The organism is Stappia taiwanensis (assembly GCF_014635285.1).
Classification (GTDB): domain Bacteria; phylum Pseudomonadota; class Alphaproteobacteria; order Rhizobiales; family Stappiaceae; genus Stappia; species Stappia taiwanensis.
Genome location: NZ_BMCR01000010.1, coordinates 62,848 through 82,135, shown reverse-complemented (window position 1 = coordinate 82,135; position 19,288 = coordinate 62,848). Strand labels below are relative to the sequence as shown.

At 66.8% G+C, this 19,288-nt stretch carries 15 protein-coding genes; 11 read left to right on the top strand and 4 right to left on the bottom strand.

Features of this window, described 5'->3' with window-relative positions:
* Entirely contained in the window at window positions 1–627 is a 627-nt protein-coding gene (locus IEV83_RS18485; protein ID WP_181760689.1) for a CDP-alcohol phosphatidyltransferase family protein, read from the top strand.
* 77 nt (window positions 628–704) lie between these two features.
* Here IEV83_RS18485 and IEV83_RS18480 read toward each other — a convergent pair whose 3' ends face one another.
* On the bottom strand, window positions 705–1,040 hold the full coding sequence (locus IEV83_RS18480; protein ID WP_244628249.1) for an FKBP-type peptidyl-prolyl cis-trans isomerase: 336 nt from the start codon (window positions 1,038–1,040) through the stop codon (window positions 705–707).
* 312 nt (window positions 1,041–1,352) lie between these two features.
* On the opposite strand from IEV83_RS18480, the gene IEV83_RS18475 reads away from it, so the two are divergent.
* From IEV83_RS18475 to IEV83_RS18465, 3 genes are all read left to right on the top strand, one after another.
* Complete coding sequence (locus tag IEV83_RS18475; protein WP_244628244.1) at window positions 1,353–2,750, top strand: MmgE/PrpD family protein; 1,398 nt, start codon at window positions 1,353–1,355, stop codon at window positions 2,748–2,750.
* A 121-nt stretch (window positions 2,751–2,871) separates the two neighbouring features.
* Window positions 2,872–4,971, top strand: coding sequence for a 3-hydroxyacyl-CoA dehydrogenase NAD-binding domain-containing protein (locus IEV83_RS18470; RefSeq protein ID WP_308683745.1), 2,100 nt, complete (start codon window positions 2,872–2,874; stop codon window positions 4,969–4,971).
* A gap of 120 nt (window positions 4,972–5,091) precedes the next feature.
* A complete protein-coding gene (locus IEV83_RS18465; protein ID WP_181760686.1) occupies window positions 5,092–6,330 on the top strand; it encodes an MFS transporter in 1,239 nt (412 codons plus the stop codon).
* A gap of 11 nt (window positions 6,331–6,341) precedes the next feature.
* On the opposite strand, the gene IEV83_RS18460 is transcribed toward IEV83_RS18465, so the two are convergent.
* The 3 genes from IEV83_RS18460 to IEV83_RS18450 all read right to left on the bottom strand — a co-directional run bounded on the left by IEV83_RS18460 (window position 6,342) and on the right by IEV83_RS18450 (window position 11,306).
* Entirely contained in the window at window positions 6,342–7,079 is a 738-nt protein-coding gene (locus IEV83_RS18460) for a hypothetical protein (protein ID WP_181760685.1), read from the bottom strand.
* 21 nt (window positions 7,080–7,100) lie between these two features.
* Window positions 7,101–9,062 carry an adenylate/guanylate cyclase domain-containing protein gene (locus tag IEV83_RS18455; protein WP_181760684.1) on the bottom strand — a complete coding sequence of 654 codons (1,962 nt, stop codon included), beginning with the start codon at window positions 9,060–9,062 and terminating at the stop codon, window positions 7,101–7,103.
* Between the two features lie 63 nt (window positions 9,063–9,125).
* Window positions 9,126–11,306 (bottom strand): caspase family protein, encoded by a 2,181-nt coding sequence (locus tag IEV83_RS18450; protein ID WP_181760683.1) that lies wholly within the window; start codon window positions 11,304–11,306, stop codon window positions 9,126–9,128.
* Window positions 11,307–11,505: 199 nt separating this feature from the next.
* Between IEV83_RS18450 and IEV83_RS18445 the strand changes: the two genes are divergently transcribed.
* The 7 genes from IEV83_RS18445 to IEV83_RS18415 all read left to right on the top strand — a co-directional run bounded on the left by IEV83_RS18445 (window position 11,506) and on the right by IEV83_RS18415 (window position 19,226).
* Entirely contained in the window at window positions 11,506–12,258 is a 753-nt protein-coding gene (locus tag IEV83_RS18445) for a glycerophosphodiester phosphodiesterase family protein (RefSeq protein WP_181760682.1), read from the top strand.
* Between the two features lie 103 nt (window positions 12,259–12,361).
* Entirely contained in the window at window positions 12,362–14,335 is a 1,974-nt protein-coding gene (gene htpG, locus IEV83_RS18440) for a molecular chaperone HtpG (RefSeq protein WP_181760681.1), read from the top strand.
* 101 nt (window positions 14,336–14,436) lie between these two features.
* Window positions 14,437–15,342, top strand: coding sequence for a LysR family transcriptional regulator (locus IEV83_RS18435; RefSeq protein ID WP_181760680.1), 906 nt, complete (start codon window positions 14,437–14,439; stop codon window positions 15,340–15,342).
* 86 nt (window positions 15,343–15,428) lie between these two features.
* Window positions 15,429–16,286 (top strand): putative hydro-lyase, encoded by an 858-nt coding sequence (locus IEV83_RS18430; protein ID WP_371873496.1) that lies wholly within the window; start codon window positions 15,429–15,431, stop codon window positions 16,284–16,286.
* A 25-nt stretch (window positions 16,287–16,311) separates the two neighbouring features.
* The gene (locus tag IEV83_RS18425) at window positions 16,312–17,364 is read left to right on the top strand and encodes a TRAP transporter substrate-binding protein (RefSeq protein ID WP_209003243.1); all 1,053 of its coding nucleotides are present in this window, start codon (window positions 16,312–16,314) and stop codon (window positions 17,362–17,364) included.
* Window positions 17,365–17,394: 30 nt separating this feature from the next.
* On the top strand, window positions 17,395–17,949 hold the full coding sequence (locus IEV83_RS18420) for a TRAP transporter small permease subunit (RefSeq protein ID WP_181760678.1): 555 nt from the start codon (window positions 17,395–17,397) through the stop codon (window positions 17,947–17,949).
* Window positions 17,946–19,226: a TRAP transporter large permease gene (locus IEV83_RS18415; RefSeq protein WP_181760677.1), complete on the top strand. Its 1,281-nt coding sequence runs from the start codon at window positions 17,946–17,948 to the stop codon at window positions 19,224–19,226. Before IEV83_RS18420 ends, IEV83_RS18415 begins: the two co-directional genes overlap by 4 nt.
* The last annotated feature ends 62 nt before the right edge of the window (window positions 19,227–19,288 follow it).

Genomic DNA, 19,288 nt, shown 5'->3' with positions numbered 1-19,288 from the left:
ATGATCGACGGCCTGTTCAAACGCCATATCGACCCGTTGTGGGAGAGCCTGTCCACGCCGCTGGTGCGCATCGGCATGACGCCCAACCAGGTGACGGCGACCGGCCTTCTGCTGGTGGCGGCAACCTCGCTCGCCTATGCGATCCACGGCAATGCTTTGATCTTCGGCGTCACGCTGGCGTTTTCCTTCGCCTTCGACGCGCTGGACGGGGCGGTGGCGCGGCGGCGCGACATGTGCAGTCGCTCGGGCGGGTATTTCGACGCGATGGTCGACCGCTATCAGGAACTGGCGGTGCTGGCGGCAATCGCCTATGTCAACGATGCCTGGGCGCTGGCGCTGCTGGCGCTGTCGGGCGGGGTGTTCACCAGCTATGCCAAGGCCCGCACGGCCATTGAGATGCCGATCAGCAACGAGGCCTGGCCGGATCTGTTCGAACGGCTGGAGCGGACGATTTTCCTGTGCGTAATGCTGATCATCGCCGGCGCGGTGCCAGCGTCATTGGTCGCCTCGTCCGATGTGGTGATCGTCGGGCTCGCCCTCTATTCAGCGCTGGCGCATATCACCGCGCTGCAGCGGACGCGCCGGGCGGTCGGCATGCTGCGGGCGGCGGAACGCGACGACGCTTGAGGCGGGAAGGGCCGGGGAGCGGAGGGCCGACCGAGGCCGGCCTTCCAGTGTCAGTCTGTCGACGGGGGCGTTCGCGGTTATTGACCCTCGACGCCGAGCAGCTCCACATCGAACTTCAAGGTGGCATTGGGCGGGATCACGTTGCCGGCGCCGCGCGCGCCATAGGCCATTTCCGGCGGAATGATCAGCTCGCGGCGACCGCCGACGCGCATGCCGGCAACGCCCTCGTCCCAGCCGCGGATCACCCGGCCGGCGCCGAGCGGGAACTTGAACGGGCGGTTGCGATCCCGGCTGGAATCGAACTTGCTGCCGTCCATCAGCCAGCCGGTGTAGTGCACCACCACCGTGCCGCCAGGCTTAGCTTCCGCGCCAGTGCCGACCGTAACATCGGTGACTTTCAGCTCTGCCGCCATCGCGCCGCCCGCCAGGAGCGAAAGAAAGACGGCGGGTATCAAACGTTTCAGCATGGGATCCTCGTCGTGTGAAATGCGCTGCCGGAGCGCGCGCTCGGTTCGGTGGTGCGGTGACTTGCTTGCAGGTGTGATCGCAGGCAATCATCCTGTCCAGCACGATACCCGGACCGGGGTAAACGAATGGAGGAGATGCGGCGTGAAATCCACATGGGAACCGGATCGGATGCGGCCCTTGCCGCAGGATATCGCGCGGCGGAGCCTGAATGTGACGTCCAGCATAGCCGATTCGCCACGCGATCCCGAGATGCGCGCATGACCCGGCCGTCTCCCAGGCTTGAGCCGCTGGAAGGCGCGGGCATGGGCATCAGTGCCCGCCTTGCCGCTTTCATTGCCGAGACGCCGCGCGGTAGCATCCCCACTGAGGCAAGGGTCAGTGCCCGGCTGTCGCTGCTCGACTGGGTGGCGGTCGGGCTTGCCGGCAAGGGCGAGCCGATTGCGACCATCGTCCGGACGATGGTGGAGGAAGAGGGCGGGGCGGCACAGGCAACGGTGGTCGGCAGTCGTCGCCGCCTGCCGGCACGGGCGGCGGCGCTCGCCAATGGCGCGACCGCCCACGCGCTCGACTACGACGATACCCATTTCGATTATATCGGCCATCCGAGCGTTGCCATCCTGCCGGCGGCGTTGGCGCTGGCGGAAAAGACCGGTGCGGATGGCGCGGCCCTGCTCGATGCCTTCATCATCGGGCTGGAGACCGCCTGTCGGGTGGGCACCTGGCTGGGGGATGCCCACTACCGGGCCGGCTTTCACCAGACCGCGACCGCCGGCGCCTTCGGCGCGGCGGCGGCCTCGGCCCGCCTGCTCGGTCTGGATGCGCAGCGGACGGCCCATGCACTTGGGCTCATGTCCACCCGGGCCTCGGGTTTGAAGTCCCAGTTCGGCACCATGGGCAAGCCCTATCACGCCGGGATCGCCGCCGCGAATGGGGTGGAGACGGCGACCCTTGCCGTGCTCGGGCTCATCTCCAATCCAGAGGGGCTGGCCTGTGCGCAAGGCTTTGCCGCGACCCATGCTGGAGCAGGGGCCGGAGCGGGTGTGGCCGCATCAGGAGACCCGAAGGCCGTGGCCGCCTTCGATGATCTGGGCCGGGACTACCGCTTCACCCGGGTGCAGTACAAGTTTCATGCCTGTTGCCACGGCACCCATGCGGCGATCGAGGCGCTCTTGGAGCTTCTGTCGGCGGAGCCGGTCCGGCCGGAGCAAATCGCGCGGGTGGTCATTGAGGTGCATCCGCGCTGGCTCGCGGTCTGCAATATCGCCGAACCGCGCACCGGCCTTGAAGCGAAATTCAGCTACCGGCTGATTGCCGCGCTGGTGCTGTCGGGCCGCTCGACGGCGGCGCTCACCACCTACACCGATGCCATCTGCACCCGGGCGGATCTTGTTCGCTTGCGTGACCGGGTCGAGGTGACGACAAATGACGGGTTCGGCAGTCTGGAAACCCGGGTCGCGCTGGAGCTGGAGGATGGGCGGAGCCTCTCCCGGCATGTCGATCTCGACCGGCCGGTGCCGTTTGAGGTCTCGCGTGGCAAGCTCACCGTCAAGGCGGAAGCGCTGCTCGGCAAGGCGGCGGCGGGCCGGTTGCTTGCGGCCGTCGATGAGCTGGAGCAGGGGGCGCCCGATAGGCTCGCGGCGCTCTTGCAAGGGTAGGCCGCCGGGGCGCGGCATGGACCTGAGGAAATTATTTTAAGATTGAAACATCTCCTGCGGCCCCTAGAATGCGCCGCAGCGCACAATATCCAATAGAAAATCCATGCTAGGAGGCAGTCCCGTGACCGAACCGGTTCGTTATTCCGTCGAAGACGGCATCGCCCTGATCGCCGTCGACAATCCGCCGGTGAACGCCCTGTCGCAGGCGGTGCGGGCCGGGCTTGACGCGGCCATCGCCCGGTTTGCCGAGGATGGAGAGGCGCGGATCGCCGTGATCTACGGGGTGGGCCGCACCTTCATTGCCGGGGCCGATATTCGCGAGTTCGGCAAGCCGATGGCCGAGCCGTTCCTGCCGGATGTGATCAATCGGATCGAGGCCAGCGAAAAGCCGGTGGTCGCCGCCCTGCACGGCACCGCGCTCGGCGGCGGGCTGGAAGTGGCCCTTGGCTGTCACTACCGGGTGATCCTGGCAAGTGGCCGGGTTGGCTTGCCGGAGGTGACCCTTGGCATCCTGCCCGGTGCCGGCGGCACTCAGCGCCTTCCCCGGCTTTCGGGCGCGGAAGCGGCGCTCGATCTGATCACCAGCGGGCGCCAGGTGGGTGCGCAGGAGGCGGACTGGCTCAACATCGTCGATTATGTCGCGGAAGGCGAGGATGCGCGGGCCGCCGGTCTTGAGTTCGCCCGCCGCTTGCTGGTGGAAGAGTGCCGCGCCCGGCGGACCGGGGAAATCGACCCGGGCACCAAGGATGCGGAGCTGTTCACGTCCTGGCGCGAAACCGTGTCGCGCCGCGCGCGCGGCCAGCTTTCGCCGGTGGTGGCCATCGACGCGATCGAGGCTGCCTATGATCTGCCGCTTGCCGATGGGCTGGTACGGGAACGCTCGCTCTTCACCGAGCTGATGGGCTCCGATCAGCGGGCCGGGTTGATCCATGCCTTCTTTGCCGAGCGGGCGGTGGCGAAGATCCCGGAAGCGGGCACGGCGACCCCGCGCGACCTTGCCCGGATCGGCATCATCGGCGGCGGCACCATGGGCAGCGGCATTGCGGTTGCGGCGCTTGCCGGCGGTCTCACCGTCACGCTCATTGAACGGGACGCGGACAGCGCCGAGCGGGCGCGGAGCCTCGTGGAAAAGCTGCTGAACGACGGCGTGCGCCGGGGCAAGATGAGCGAGGCGCGGCGGGACGCGCTCCTGGCCGATGCCTTTGCCGCCGTCACCGACTATGAGGCGCTTGCCAGCGCCGATCTGGTGATCGAGGCGGTGTTCGAGGACATGGCGGTCAAGAAGGAGGTGTTCGCCCGGCTCGATGCGGTCTGCCGGCCGGGGGCGATCCTGGCCACCAACACCTCCTATCTCGATGTGGACGAGATCGCCGCCTCCACCTCCCGTCCGGCCGATGTGATCGGCTTCCATTTCTTCTCGCCGGCCCATGTGATGCGGCTTCTGGAAGTGGTCGTCGGGGACAAGACCTCGGCGGATGTGGTGGTGACCGGCTTCGCGCTGGCCAAGAAGCTGAAGAAGATCGCTGTGCGCGCCGGTGTCTGTGACGGGTTCATCGGCAACCGGCTGTTGAACGCCTACCGCAAGGCCGCCGACTACATGGTCGAGGATGGGGCGAGCCCCTACGAGATCGACGCGGCGCTGGTTGCCTTCGGTTTCCCGATGGGCCCGTTTGCCGTCAGCGATCTGGCCGGGCTCGACATCGCCTGGGCCGGGCGCAAGCGCCGGGCCGCGACCCGCGATCCGCGCGAGCGGGTGGTCGGGGTCGCCGACCGGCTGTGCGAGCGCGGCTGGTTCGGCCAGAAGACCGGCCGAGGCTACTATCTTTACGAGGAAGGCGCGCGGCGCGGCAAACCGGACCCGGAAGTGGAGGCGATCATCGCCGCCGAGCGGACCGAGAAGGGGATCGTGCCGCGCAGCTTCGACAGCGAGGAAATCCTGCGGCGCTACATGGCGGCGATGATCAACGAGGCGGCGAAGATCGTGGAGGAGGGCATTGCCCTCCGGCCGCTGGACGTGGATGTGACCATGCTGTCCGGCTATGGCTTCCCGCGCTGGCGCGGCGGACCGATGCACTATGCCGACAAGGTCGGTCTCGACACCATCCTCGCCGATCTTCGCAGCTTTGCCGAGGAGGATCCGTATTTCTGGACACCCGCCCGGCTGCTGGTCGATCTGGCGGAACGTGGTGGTACCTTCGCCGATCTGAACAAGAGCGCCTGACGAGGCAACAGCGGCCGGGACGCCTTGACGTCCCGGTGCGATTGCCAAGCCATCTCTCGCGTTGTAGTTGAGGTGAGGTGGAGTGAGACCGCCTGTGGGGCGCGACCGGGGACGCATGTCATGCGGGAGACGACAGGATTCTGGAACGGCGGCGTCGACAGCGGCTATGCCTGGGCACGGCTGCTCTTGTCGCTGCTCCTGGCCACCGTCGGCGGCGTCGGCATGTGGTCGGTGATTGTCGTTCTGCCAGGGGTAGAGGCGGAGTTCGGCGTCGACCGGGCCGATGCCTCGCTGCCCTACACCGCCACCATGATCGGCTTTGCCGCCGGCAACCTCTTGATCGGCCGCTTCGTCGACCGGTATGGGGTGACCTTCCCGCTGGCGATCTCCTCGGCGGCGCTCGGCTCGGGTCTGCTGCTGGCCTCTCAGGCTGAATCCCTGCTGCTCTTTGCGGTGCTTCAAGGGGGACTGATCGGCTTTGGCTCGGCGGCCACCTTCGGACCGCTGCTGGCCGATGTGTCGCATTGGTTTGCCCGCCGGCGCGGGCTTGCGGTCGCCGCGACCGCCTCGGGCAATTATTTCGCCGGCGCGCTCTGGCCCTTGCTGCTTCAGGCAATCATTGAGGATCATGGCTGGCGCACGGCCTATTTCGTCGCCGGGCTGATCTGTCTCGCTCTTCTCATTCCGGCGGCTTTCCTTCTGCGCCGGCCGCCGCCCTCCGCCTTGCGCGATGCGCAGGACCTGGCGCCGATCAGCGACGCGCCGTCGCGCAAGGTTGCCCTGTCTCCCGGCGCGCTGCAGGCCTTGCTGGTGGCTGCCGGTCTTGGCTGTTGCGTCGCCATGTCGATGCCGCAGGTGCATATCGTCGCTTATTGCGTCGACCTGGGCTACGGAGTGGCGCGGGGCGCGGAAATGCTGTCGCTGATGCTCTTCGGCGGAATTGCCAGCCGGCTCTTGTCGGGCCTTCTTGCCGACAAGATCGGCGGGGTGCCGACCTTGCTGCTCGGCGCCGTGCTGCAATGCTTCGCCCTGCTGCTCTACATTCCCTATGACGGGCTGGCCTCGCTCTACATGGTCTCGCTGATCTTCGGCCTGTCCCAGGGCGGCATCGTCTCCAGCTATGCCATCGTGGTGCGTGAATACCTGCCGGCGCGCGAGGCCGGGCAGCGGGTCGGCACGGTGATCACCGCGACCATCGTCGGCATGGCGCTGGGCGGCTGGATGTCGGGCTGGATCTATGACCTGACAGCCTCCTATCAGGCAGCGTTCCTCAATGGTATCGCCTGGAACCTCATGAACATCGCCGTCATGGTGTTCATCCTGCTGCGAACCCGCCGGCCGCAACCCGCCCTCGCCTGAGCCGCGCCGCTTCAGTCGAGCGGCGCTCCAGCATGCACCCGGTCGATCAGCGCCAGCGCCTGCCGGTTGCAGCCGTTGTCGGTCAGCCAGGACAGCAGGGCGCCGGGCGCGGCGTCCGCCAAGGCATCCGGTCGCCGGATCAGGGTGAGATCGCGCAAGGTGCCGTTGAGCGAGATCGCCAGCCGCCCCTCGCTTTTCGCAAAATCGTCCGGAAGCTTCAGCGCGGCCTCACCGGCGGGCCAAGCTAGACCCTTGACCCGGGCGTCCTGGGTGCGGGCGGACACGGACAGGGCCTTGCCGGGATCGCGGCGCCAGAGAACCAGCACGGTGCCATCGGTGCAGCGTGGGCCGGAGCTGTCGGTGCTGAGGTGCCAGATGCCCGGGGGCGCGGGCAGCTCGCCGGCGCCGGCCCGGGCCGCGCCGAGAACGGTGGAGCGGGCGTCGCTGTCGCCGAGCAGGGTCTTCAGCGCCGCGAAACTGCCGCTTTTCGCCGTCCCGGCCGTCGTCGCGCCGCTGTCCCCGGGTGTGCCGGAAAACGGCCCTTGAAGCGTCTGCATGGTGCCATCCTGCTTGAGGAGGGTGATCCGCGCGCCGGTCGCAAGGGTCAGCGTTTCGGCAGGATCGACCGACTGGCCGGGCTCCAGTGACGCTACCGGGCCGCTGACGGCGATGACGAGCAGCTCCGCCGCCATGGCCGGCACGGGCGTCAGGGCGAGGCAGAGGAGACAGAAACGAAGAAAGCGGTGCATCCGGGTCTCACCTTTCATGGATCACTTGCCAGCAAGCACGAGTGTTGCGCCTTCCTCTCCGGCTCGCAAGCGCGCCGCGTGCAGCCGGGCGAGCGGGTCCTCCGGCGCAAGGCGAAGGGCGGCCTCGAAGGCGGCGCTGGCTGCATCCGATTTGTCGCGCATCAGGCGGAAGGCAGCCTGGTAGGCCTTGGTGAAATCGCTGTCCGCCCTGTGTGGCGGTAGCGGCTCGAAACAGGCGAGGGGGGTCTTTCGTCCCTTCAGCACCAATTCGCCAGCGGGGCGGAAGCTCAGGTCCGGCGCGGCAGAGGCCACCGTCTCGCTGACGCAGATGCGCGTGCCGAGATAGCGGTTGGCACCCTCCAGCCGGGCGGCGGTGTTCACCGTGTCGCCGATGCCGGTGTAGTCGAAGAAACGGCTGCCGCCGAAATTGCCGATCACCGCCTCGCCCCGGTGGATGCCGATGCGGGTGACGCCAAGGGCGATGCCCCGGCTGGCGAGCTGGCGGCGATGATCTTCCGCGAAGGCGTCGATGGCCAGCGCCAGCTCCACCGCATGGCGGGCCTGCTCCGGGTCGGCATCGGGGGCGCCGAAGAAACCGACCACCGCATCGCCGATGATCTTGTCGATGGTGGCGCCATGCTCGGTCATCAGCCGGCACATGTCGTCGAGATAATCGTTGAGCAGACCGGCCAGCACCGCCGGCGGCAGCGTTACGGACAGGCCGGTGAAGCCTTCCAGGTCGGTGAAGAGATAGGTGACCTCGCGCTTTTCCCCGCCAAGTGCCAGCTTGAGATCGCCGGAGGAAAGACGCTTGACCACCGCCGGGCTGACGTAGTGGGAAAAGGCGGTGCGCAGGAACGCCCGGTCCGCCCGGTCGGCGATCCAGCGCCACAGCGACAAGGCGAGGGCCGTGGCGATGGCCGCAAGCGTCGGGGCGACGAGCGGCGGCAGCAGGGTCCCGCTGCGAACCAGCATCCAGCTTGCAGTGCCAGAAAGGACAAGTCCGAGACCGAGCAGCAGGTAATGCAGGCGCGGCGAGCCGGGCAGACTGAACAAGAGGGCACTTGCCAGCGCGGCCAGGGCGGCAAGCAGTGGCGCGGCCAGTGCCGGCAGGGTCGGCAAGGCGAGGCCGGCCAGCATCTGCGCCAGGATATGGGCGTGGATGACAATGCCCGGCCGGGTGCCGGCGGCGCTGCCGGCCGCCGTGCCAAGTGGTGTCGGGTGGCGGTCGATGTCCGGCAGATCCGTGCCGATCAGAACGTATTTTCCGGCAAACCAGTCATCCGGCAACAGAGCCGCCGCATGGGCCGGATAGAGGGCGAAGTCCGGGGCGCCCGGTGGGCTGGGCGCATAGAGAATGCGGCCTGATGCGGCTTCGGTGCCGGCGCTGGCGCCGGTCGCCGTTGTCAGCGCTTCGGCAAAGCCGGGGATTGGCGTCTCCTCCCGGCCGCGCGGGCGGGGCAGGTGACGCACGATGCCGTCGATCTCGTCCCGCTCCAGCACGATCAGCCCGGCGCGGCGGGAGAGCACATGGCGCGCGACATAGGCCGCCTGTCGTTCGGTCAGTCCGTCGCGGGCGCGGGCGGCGGCCAGCACCACCGGCGCGCTGGCCGCGTCGATGGCGGCAAACAGGCGGCTGTCCTTTGCCGCCTCGCTGGGTTGATCGAACAGGATGTCGATGCCGATGGCGCGCGCGCCGGCCCTGTCCAGCCGTTCGATCAGCGCGGCCAGAAAACCCCGGTCGATGGGCGAGCGATAGGGAAAGCCGGAGAGCGTGTCCTCGGTAATGGCGACGACGACAATCCGGTCCCGTTCAGACGCAGAAGGATGTGGGCCGAGGCCGGCGGTGACAAGATCGCCGATCAGCGGATCGAGCCGGGCGCCGAGCGGAAGCGCCAGCAGCACCGCAACACAGGCGGCGAGAAGCCCGTGGCGCAGGAGCCGCAGCCGCGAGCGCAAGGGCGGGGCGAGGGGCGCGCTCACTGCGGACCCGGCCCACGGAGGCGGGCGGCCATCAGCAGCGCGGGGCGCGGCCCCGGGCGGGTGTCATTGCGGTGCATCGAAGCGCTTGATCTCGGAGCGGGTGCCGTCGGCATAGCTGAGCTGGACGGAGAGATAGCGGGTTGCCTTGGGGATATCGGTATACACCTTGGAGCCCGGCCCGTTGTCGGGGATGGCATGGGGATTGTCCGGATCGCAGGCGCCGATGGGGAACGTGTTGTCCGGCGTGTCGCTGTCGATACCGTAGCGCACCTCGGAGATGGCGCAGCGATAGCTGATCAGATGGGTAAAATACACCAGCAGCTTGCCATCCCAGTCGCGATAGCTCAGCCAGCCGGAGGACATGCGTTCGAGAATGTCCTTCTGGCCGGCCACCAGGGCGGACGCCGGGTTGAAGTCCAAGGTAAAGGGACCCTGGGTCTCCCCCCGAATATCGAGGTATTTCACCTCGATGCTGGTCTTTCCGGCGCTGCCGGGCAGCTCGAAGGCGGGATAGGGAACAGGCTGGCCGGTGGTCGGGTCGACGGATCCGGAGACGAAACCGGTGGAGCGGAACTCGCCGTTCGGCAGGCGGATGAAGATCTCGCGGGCGCGGTCGGCGATGGCCAGGGTCAGCATCCAGCCCTGGTTGGAGCGCATGGCGTTGAGGGTGACCGGATTGCGGGCGATGGCCGAATTCATCACCGACAGCGCGGCGAGCCGGGTGCGGGCATCCTCCAGCTGCTCCGCCGCCATCTGCTGGTCGATGTAGTAGCCAAGGAAACGGCCTTCCTCGACCCCCTTCATGAAACGGGTCAGAAGCTCGGCCTCTCGGGTCTTGTCGGCGAGCGACTGCTGGCCGAGGCGCGCCTGGGAATAGTCGAGGCTGAGGGCATAAAGGGCGGGGGTGAACTCCGGCTCGGCGTCGAGGAAGGCGGTCAGTCGCCGCACCCGTTCCTCGCGGTCTTCCAGTAGGATTTCGGCGAAGAGGGTGGTCGGGTCGCGCCGGCCCTGCGACAGGGCGCGGTAGACCTCGCGGGCGCCGGCGCGCCCCTCCTGGATCTTCAGCACCGCCTGAAAGCGCAGATGCGGGTCCACCTGCGGCATGCCGAAGGCGAAGTATTTCAGGTAATCCTGCCGCGCCTTCGGATAATCGCCCTTGAGTTCGCGCAGGCGCGCGTTGGCGTAGAACTCATGCGGCTGGGTCGGCGTGTCGACGATCAGCGAGCGGCTGGCAAGCTGGGCGAACAGCCGTTCCACCTCGCCGCCGGCGCCGGTTCCCGCCTTTGCCAAGCGGTCGCGGGCGAGGGCGGCGAAGGCCCCTTGCGGATAGCGGTCGAGATAGGCCTGAAGCTGTTCGGCCGAGCCGCTGTCCTTGACGTCGTTCCAGAGCTGCAATTCCAGCCGGACGGCGCTGACCTTGCCAGAGTTTCCAGAGGCGTCGGCGTTGCCGGCCTCCGCCGTCTGGGGGGCGCCAGCGGGCAACAGCACGATATCGGCGGTCAGGGAGGAATGGTCCCAGGGCACCTGTTCGCCATCGGTGGCGGCGACCACCCGCTGGCGCACCTTCTTGAACACCGCCTCGACGCTGCTGCCGGGAACGAGAATCTCCTCGGCGATGGCCGCCGTATAGGGGCTGTTGAGGCCGCTGCCATCGGTTGCGGTGCTGCCGGGCGCGGTGGCGAAGGAGATGAAGCTGCCGCGCGGCGTGCTCTGCAGCAAGGTGAAACCGCCGGCGGTGCCGCCGACCGAGCGGGTCAGTGCGGTGTTGCGACACGCATCGAGAATGACGATGTTGGCACCGCCATGGGCCGCCTCCACGGCAGACAGCAGCCAGTCGACGGACAGGGCCTCGAATTCCGCATCGACCTCATCGCGCAGGTCCGCCTTCAAGGGCGCCAGATAGTTGCGTCCGCCCGCCTCGAATCCGTGCCCGGAGTAGTAGACGGCGGCCAGGCTGCCATCGCCGGCGGCGGAAAGCTTGTCGGTGAAGGCGCGCACCGCCCGTTTCATGCCGCGCAGATCCGCATTCAGCACCAGGGTCACGTCGAATCCGGCGGATTTCAGAGAATCGGCGATCAGGGCCGCGTCATTCGCCGGGTTTTTCAGCGGCGTCAACGTGGCGCTGTCGTAATCGGCATTGCCGACCACCAGCGCATGCCGCTCGGCGGCAAGGGCGGTGCCGGCCAGCACCGCCGACAGGGCGAAGAAGGACAGGAGAAGGCGAAGGGCGGAGGCAAGGCGCATGGTCATGTCCCGGCGGCGTTGATGTTTGGGCAGAATTTCATACCTTGGCGTGAAATTCGACCCCGGCTTCGCGTTTCCCTCAATCCGGGGGACGGCGCGCCGGCGGGCCTTGCCCTTGGCCCTGACGATCGCCGAAGATTGCGCACAGCGTCGAGGAGGGACGATGACAGACCGTGCCAGAGAGGCGGAAGACTGACCCATGGCGATCCACCCCTATCTCGCGGATCACCGCTTCGCCGCCCTTGCCCATCGCGGCGGCGGGCTGGAAAACCCGGAAAACAGCCGCCAGGCCTTCGCGGCGGTCAATGCGCTCGGCTACAGCTTCATCGAGATCGACGTGCAGGCGTCCTCGGATGGGGTGGTTGTCGTGTTCCACGACGACACGCTGGAGCGCACCACCGACGGGCGCGGGGTGGTGTCGGAGCTGCCCTACGAGGCCCTGCGCGCGGTCAGGATCGGTGGCGGTGAACCGCTGCTGACGCTGGAAGAGGCGCTGCTGACGTGGCCCGCGATGCGCTTCAACATCGACATCAAGACCGACCAGGCGCTGGAACCGACCCTCGATCTGTTGCGCAAGCTGGACTGTCTTGACCGGGTCTGCGTCGCCTCCTTCTCCGACCGGCGGCTGAAGGCCGTGCGTCAGGCGCTGGGACCGGCGGTCTGCCTCAGCTCCGGGCCGAGAAGCGTTGCCGCGCTGAAATTCGGCTCCTGGCACCTGCCATTTCCGACGCCGGATGTGGACTGTGCCCAGGTGCCCTTGCGAAAATACGGCATCCCGCTGGTGACGCCGGGGTTCCTCCGCCACTGCCGTGCACGGCGCATCGCGGTGCATGTGTGGACCATCGACGATGAGGCGGAGATGCGCCGGCTGATCCGGCTCGGGGTGGACGGCATCGTCACGGACCGGCCGTCGGCGCTGAAACGCGTTGCACAGGAAGAAGGCGTGTGGTGACCCCGAGCGATGCTTGATTCCGGCGCCGGGCGGAACAATATGTCTGCCGCCCGGACAACCGGCGGACCAACCAGTATTCAAACAGGGAGCCTGATCAGGACCAATGAGCAGCAGCGAAAACACCACCGCCACCACCGATGCCAGCGCGCCGGAGACCCATGCCTTTCAGGCCGAGGTGGCGCGCTTGCTGCACCTGATGGTGCACTCGGTCTATTCAAACAAGGACATCTTCCTGCGCGAGCTGGTCTCCAACGCGGCCGATGCCTGCGAGCGGCTGCGCCATGAGGCGGTCACGCGCCCGGAGCTGACCCGGGACGATCCGGACTTCGCCATCCGGCTGGAAGCGGACAAGGACAAGCGCCTTCTGATCGTTGCCGACAATGGCAGCGGCATGAGCCGGGAGGAGATGGTCTCCAATCTGGGCACCATCGCCCGCTCCGGCACCCGCGCCTTCATCGACAGCCTGGGCGACAACAAGGACGGCTCGGCGCTGATCGGCCAGTTCGGCGTCGGCTTCTACTCTGCCTTCATGGTGGCCGATGAGGTGGAGGTGATCAGCCGCGCCGCCGGCGAGGACAGCGCCTGGTGCTGGCGTTCCGACGGGCTGGGCGCGTTTTCCATCGAGCCGGTGGAGCTGAATGCTGCGCCCGCGCGCGGCACCCGGGTGGTGCTGCATCTGAAAGAGGATACGGCCGAGTACGCCGAGCCGGCGAAGATCGAGCGCATCGTCCGGGCCTATTCGGCGCATGTACCGGTGCCGATCGTTTTGTTGGCGCCGAAGGAGGCGACGGAAGGCGAGGACGACGGCGCGGCCACCGAGGGCGGCACCGAGGAGCGGCAACTGGCCGATGGCACCGCGCTCTGGACCCGGCCGAAATCCGACATCTCCGAGGAGGAGTACAAGGAGTTCTACGGCCACGTCTCCGGTCAGTTCGACGATCCGGCGCTGACCCTGCACTACCGGGCCGAGGGTCGGCATGAATATTCGGTGCTGGTGTTCCTGCCGTCGATGGCGCCGTTCGACCTGTTCGATCCGGACCGCAAGGGGCGGGTCAAGCTCTACGTCCGCCGGGTGTTCATCGCCGATGACATCGATCTGTTGCCGGCGTGGCTGCGTTTTGCCCGCGGCGTGATCGATTCCGCCGATCTGCCACTCAACCTGTCGCGGGAGATGCTGCAGACCAACCCGGTGCTGGAATCCATCCGCAAGGGCGTGACCAACCGCATCGTTTCGGAACTGCAGAAGCTGGCGAAGAACGACGCGGAGACCTTCAACACCATCTGGGAGAATTTCGGCCCGGTGCTGAAGGAAGGTCTTTATGAGGATGCGGAGCGGCGCGACAAGCTGCTGGAGCTGGTGCGGTTCCGCTCCAGCGCCGACAATGGGGCGAGCTGGCGCTCGCTGGCCGATTACGTCGGCGCGATGAAGGAGAATCAGACCCAGATCTTCTACGCCACCGGCGCGAGCCAGGAGGCGATTGCCTCCAGCCCGCATCTGGAAGGCTTCCGCGCGCGCGGGGTCGAGGTGTTGTATCTGGCCGATCCGGTCGATGCGTTCTGGATCCAGATGGTGCAGGGCTTCGAGGGCAAGCCGTTCCAATCGGTGACCCAAGGGGCGGCGGCGCTCGACGAGATCCCGGCGGAAAGCGCGGATGCGGACAAGGACGAGGCCGACAAGGAGAGCGACAGTGCCACGGATATCGGCCTGGTGACCGCCTTCCTCAAGGAGACGCTCGGCGACAAGGTGTCCGATGTGCGGGCCTCGGCCCGTCTGTCGGAAAGCCCGGTCTGTCTGGTGGCGCCCGAGCATGGTCCGGACCGGCAGCTTGAAAAGCTGATGGCGCGGCAGAAAGGGGCGGGCGCGGGCATGTTCGCGCCGGTGCTGGAGTTCAATCCGAAGCATGCGCTGGTGACCTCGCTGTCCGGCCGGCTCGGCGCGGAAGGCAGCAAGGACGATCTTGCCGACATGGCGTTCCTGCTGTTCGATCAGGCGCTGATCCTCGATGGCGAGGCGCCGAGCGATGCGGCGGCCTTTGCCCGCCGGCTGGCGAGCGTCATGCAGCGGGGCCTTGCCTGACCCCGAAGTCCTGACGTGGGGCGCGAGCCAACATCCGGCGCGTGCCCCACGATGACGCGGGCCGGGGAGGGCCATGAGATGGCGGCGGCCGGGAGGATGCCATGTTCGAACTGAAAGACATCGAGATCCTCCAGGACATTGTCCGGGCCGGCGGCTTCCGGGCGGCGGCGGTGAAGTTCGGCCTGTCGCAATCGGCGATCTCCAACCGCATTCAGGCGCTGGAAAAACGCCTTGGCGTGCCGCTGTTCGACCGGGGGCGGCGACAGGTCCGCCTGACCCCGGCCGGCCGGCGGTTTCTGGAGGAAGCGCAGCGGCTTGTGGCCGCCCGGGACCATATCGTCCAGCAGATGACCCACAAGGGCGGGCTCTCCGGGACGATCCGCATCGGCGTTGCCGAAACCATCGTCCATACCATCCTCAGCCCCTTGCTCAATCGGCTGAAGGCGGAGCATCAGCAAGTCCGCTTCGAGCTGTTGGTGGATACCTCCCGGCAATTGCGGGAACTTCTCGTCGACGATGGGCTGGATGTGGCGATCCTCTTGGCCGATTGCGTGCCGCCCGGCGCGACGGTGATGCCGATCCGGCCGCTGGCGCTCGGCTGGTATTGTTCGCGGGAGATGGAGCTGCCCGACCGTCCGCAGACGCTGGAGGAGCTGGTGGCACGCCCCATCGTCACCTTTCCCAAGCACACGCCCCCCTATCGGGAGCTTGAGGTGATGCTCGCCGCGCCGGGCCTGCCACCGGTGGATCTGCACGGCTCGGCCTCGCTGTCCACGGTGATCCACCTTGTCGGCGATGGCTTCGGCATCGGTGTTTTGCCGGTACGGATGGCCGAGGCGAAGGGGGTGGGCGCGCGTATCAAACCACTGCCGGTGGTGGAGGAAGCACGGCCGAGCGCACTGCGCTTCGTCGTTGCCTACATGCCGGAACGGAACCGGGAGGTGGGGGAAGTGGTGGCCTCGGCCGTACAGCTCTGCGATCAATTTGATGCTGATAATAGATCATAAAAATCTTATAACGATCACTTGACAATATCATTACGGCTGATGATCCTGTCCTTCCCATAAGGAGAAGGACGGATATGCCTGTGAGCATGACGCTGGAACCATCTGCTGCGGTTGAGGACGGGCTGCGCGATCTCAGCCCTGTCGCGCTGCGTCGTCTGATCCGCGAGGGCCGTTTCACCGGCGCCACCACCGGCCTTGCCCCCGGCGCACTCCAGGGCAATCTCGCGATCCTGCCGAGCAGCCATGCCGGTGATTTCCTGCGCTTTTGCCAGAAAAATCCCAAGCCCTGCCCGATCATCGGCGTGTCCGAGCCGGGCGATCCGCGCATTCCCGCGCTCGGGGCCGATCTCGACATCCGCACCGATCTGCCCGGCTACCGCGTGTTCCACGCCGGCGAGGAGGGCTACCGCTCGGTGACCGATCTTGGCGCCGTGTGGCGCGATGACCTCGTTACCTTCGTGCTCGGCTGTTCGTTCTCCTTCGAGGACGCCATTGCCCGGGCCGGCATTCCGCTTCGGCACATGGATGCCGGACGCAACGTGCCGATGTACGCGACCTCGATCGAGACCGCACCCTCTGGTCCGTTCCACGGTCCGGTGGTGGTGTCGATGCGCGCCTTTCGCCCGGCGGATGCGATCCAGGCGGTGCTTCTGTCCGACCGCTACCGGCTCGCCCATGGCGCGCCGGTGCATTTCGGCGACCCGGCAGCGATCGGCATCAAGGATCTCGCCAAACCCGATTTCGGCGATCCGCCGGTGCTGGAGCCTGGCGACGTGCCGGTGTTCTGGGCCTGCGGTGTGACGCCGCAACTGGCCCTGCGCAACGCGGCGCCGGATCTGGCCATCACCCATGAACCGGGTCTGATGCTGGTCAGCGATCTGTCGGCGGATGCCGCCGAATTCTCGATTGGCGGGGTTCGTCCCGCTGGTATGTCGTCGAACTGAACTCAACTGGAGGAGATCTGACATCATGAAGAGCATGATCCGCGATACGCTTGTCGCTTCGGCCGCCACGGTGCTTCTGGCGGTTTCGCCGGCGCTGGCTGAAGAGCTGTCCGTGGTCGGCAGCTGGAGTAGCCTGCCGCTGCACAAGCAGTTCGAGACCCCGTTCTGGACCAAGACCCTGCCGGACGCTTCCGGCGGCGAGATTTCCGTGCAGATGACGACGCACGACCAGATGGGCATCAAGGGCGGCGACGTTTACCGCATGCTCGGCGATGGCGTGTTCGACATCGGCATGACCGTGGCCGATTATGCGGTCGGCGATGCGCCGGAGCTGGAAGGCCTCGATGTGCCGCTGGTCGCCACCACCCCGGCCGAGGCCAAGGCGATGGTCGAGGCGGCGCGGCCGATGGTCGAGGATATCTTCAAGGACCGCTTCAACGCGAAGGTGCTGGCGATTGCGCCGTATCCGCCGCAGGTGGTGTTCTGCAAGGGCGATATCGCGTCGCTCGACGATCTTGCCGGCAAGAAGATCCGTGGCTCTGGCCGCATGACCACCAAGTTCCTGGAAGCGCTGGGCGCGGAAGGCGTGAACGTGGCCTTCTCCGAAGTGCCGGGCGCGCTGGAGCGCGGTGTCATCGATTGCGCCGTCACCGGTTCCGGCTCCGGCTACAGCGCCGGCTGGTGGGAAGTTTCCGACACGCTGATGACCCTGCCGCTGGGCGGTTGGGATCCGGTGGTCACCGCCGTCAACATGGACCGCTGGGACAGCCTGTCCGATGACACCAAGGCGATGATCACCGCCAAGGTCGCGGCTGAATTCGAGGCTCCGGCCTGGGCGACCGCCACCGGCTCGCTGGAGATGGACGTTGCCTGCCTCACCGGCAATGGCGAGTGCTCCATGGGCAAGCCGGCGTCGATGAAGCTGGTCGCGCCGAATGACGCGGACACCGCCAAGGCCCGCAAGATCCTGACCGAAACGGTGCTGCCGGAATGGGCGGAGCGCGCTGGCACGGATTGGGCCAAGCGCTGGAACGAGAGCGTCGGCAAGACGGTCGGCGTTCAGATTCCGCTGAGCTGATCCGGTAACCGAAGGGGCGGAGGCCGCATCATGATCACCCAGACCCTTGCGGCCCTCCGCCGCATCAACCATGTCCTGGCGGTGGCAACCGGCGTCGTGCTGCTTGTCACCGCTGGATTTGTCATCCTCGACATCACCTTGCGACAGTTCGCGCTGTCCTTCGGTGGGTCGGATGAAATCTCCGGCTATGTGATGGCCGGGCTGGCGAGCTGGGGGCTGTCCTATGCCCTCACCGAGCTCGCCCATGTGCGCATCGACCTGATCCGGCTGCAATTGCGCCAGGGCGGCCGGGCGCTGATGGATCTCTTCGCCATGACGGTGATGGCCGGCACGGTGACGCTGATCGCCATGAAGTCCTGGCCCGTTCTGGAAAAGACATTGACGCGCGGCTCGCGCGCCAACACGCCGCTGGAAACGCCCCTGTGGATCCCGCAGGCGGTCTGGTTTTCCGGCTGGGTCTGGTTCGCGGTGTCCTCCTGCATACTCGTGTTGCTCGCGGCAATCCTTTTGTTCCGGCGTGATTTCGCGGGGGTCGACAGAATGATCGGCACCGTGTCCGAGGCGGATCTGGAGGCGGGCAAATGATCTGGAGCGTCGCGTTTTCCCTGCTGGGGCTGTTGTCCCTGTCGATCCCGGTCGGCATCGTCCTGTTCCTGCTCGGCTTCGGCATCGACCAGTTCTATTCGCCGTTTCCGCTGATGCGCGGCCTTGGCCAGGTGGTCTGGTCGGCGTCCAACTCCTCCACTCTGATCGCCATCCCGTTCTTCGTGCTTCTGGGCGAGATCCTGGTGCGCGGCGGCATCGCCGAGCGCACCTATGCCTCGCTCGACAAGTGGTTTTCCTGGCTGCCCGGCGGGTTGATCCACGCCAATATCGGCACCGCGACCATGTTCTCCGCCACGTCCGGGTCCTCGGTGGCCACGGCGGCGACGGTCGCCACGGTGGCAATGCCGCAGGCGGAAAAGCTGGGCTACGATCCGAAACTGTTTTCCGGTGCCATTGCCGCCGGCGGCACGCTTGGCATTCTCATTCCGCCGTCGATCAACCTGATCGTCTATGGCTTCCTGACCGAAACCTCGATCCCGCGCCTGTTCCTCGCCGGCCTGATCCCCGGCCTGTTGATGGCGCTGGTGTTCATGCTGGTGACGGCGGTCCTGTGCACCCTGCGCCCGTCGCTGGGCGGGGTCAGCCGGTCGTTCTCCTGGGGCGAGCGGTTCGCCAGCCTGATCCAGCTCTTGCCGATCATGCTGCTGTTCGTCGCGGTGATCGGGTCGATCTACGCCGGCTGGGCGACGCCGACGGAATCGGCCGCTGTCGGTGTTGCCATCGCCCTGGTGATCGCCGCCGCCAATCGCGGCGTTTCGCTGGAGATGATGCGCGACAGCCTGCTGGGCACCGTGCGCATCACGGCAATGATCATGCTGGTGATCACCGGCGCCTATTTCCTCAATTTCACCCTGGCCTCGGCCGGGCTTGGCCGCGACCTTCAAGACCTTCTGACTGGGCTCAACCTGTCGCCCTTCGGCACGTTGCTCGTCGTCATCGGTCTTTACATCGTGCTTGGCTTCTTCATCGAGACCCTGTCGCTGATGGTGGCAACGATCCCGATCGTCGTGCCGATCATGGCCGGGCTCGGCTTCGACAAGGTGTGGTTCGGCATCCTGATGATCGTGCTGGTGGAAATGGCGCTGATCACGCCGCCGGTTGGGCTCAACCTTTATGTGGTCCAGGGCGCGCGAAAATCCGGCAAGTTCTCCGACGTGATGCTGGGAACGATCCCGTTCGTCGCGGTGATGCTGGCGATGGTGGCGATGCTGGTTCTGGTGCCCGAGCTCGCCCTCTACCTGCCCGATCACTTCTGACGCGCTACGCCGCTTCCGGGCTTTCCCGCCATGTGCTTGCGGGGAAGCCCATTCTTCCGAAT

What these genes read in the sequence shown, in the direction of transcription:
- IEV83_RS18485 (WP_181760689.1), top strand. Translation starts at nt 1, where the DNA reads ATGATCGACGGCCTGTTCAAACGCCATATCGACCCGTTGTGGGAGAGC.
- htpG (WP_181760681.1), top strand. Translation starts at nt 12,362, where the DNA reads ATGAGCAGCAGCGAAAACACCACCGCCACCACCGATGCCAGCGCGCCG.
- IEV83_RS18430 (WP_371873496.1), top strand. Translation starts at nt 15,429, where the DNA reads ATGACGCTGGAACCATCTGCTGCGGTTGAGGACGGGCTGCGCGATCTC.
- IEV83_RS18420 (WP_181760678.1), top strand. Translation starts at nt 17,395, where the DNA reads ATGATCACCCAGACCCTTGCGGCCCTCCGCCGCATCAACCATGTCCTG.
- IEV83_RS18415 (WP_181760677.1), top strand. Translation starts at nt 17,946, where the DNA reads ATGATCTGGAGCGTCGCGTTTTCCCTGCTGGGGCTGTTGTCCCTGTCG.
- IEV83_RS18475 (WP_244628244.1), top strand. Translation starts at nt 1,353, where the DNA reads ATGACCCGGCCGTCTCCCAGGCTTGAGCCGCTGGAAGGCGCGGGCATG.
- IEV83_RS18465 (WP_181760686.1), top strand. Translation starts at nt 5,092, where the DNA reads ATGCGGGAGACGACAGGATTCTGGAACGGCGGCGTCGACAGCGGCTAT.
- IEV83_RS18480 (WP_244628249.1), bottom strand. Translation starts at nt 1,040, where the DNA reads ATGGCGGCAGAGCTGAAAGTCACCGATGTTACGGTCGGCACTGGCGCG.
- IEV83_RS18435 (WP_181760680.1), top strand. Translation starts at nt 14,437, where the DNA reads ATGTTCGAACTGAAAGACATCGAGATCCTCCAGGACATTGTCCGGGCC.
- IEV83_RS18460 (WP_181760685.1), bottom strand. Translation starts at nt 7,079, where the DNA reads ATGCACCGCTTTCTTCGTTTCTGTCTCCTCTGCCTCGCCCTGACGCCC.
- IEV83_RS18425 (WP_209003243.1), top strand. Translation starts at nt 16,312, where the DNA reads ATGAAGAGCATGATCCGCGATACGCTTGTCGCTTCGGCCGCCACGGTG.
- IEV83_RS18450 (WP_181760683.1), bottom strand. Translation starts at nt 11,306, where the DNA reads ATGCGCCTTGCCTCCGCCCTTCGCCTTCTCCTGTCCTTCTTCGCCCTG.
- IEV83_RS18445 (WP_181760682.1), top strand. Translation starts at nt 11,506, where the DNA reads ATGGCGATCCACCCCTATCTCGCGGATCACCGCTTCGCCGCCCTTGCC.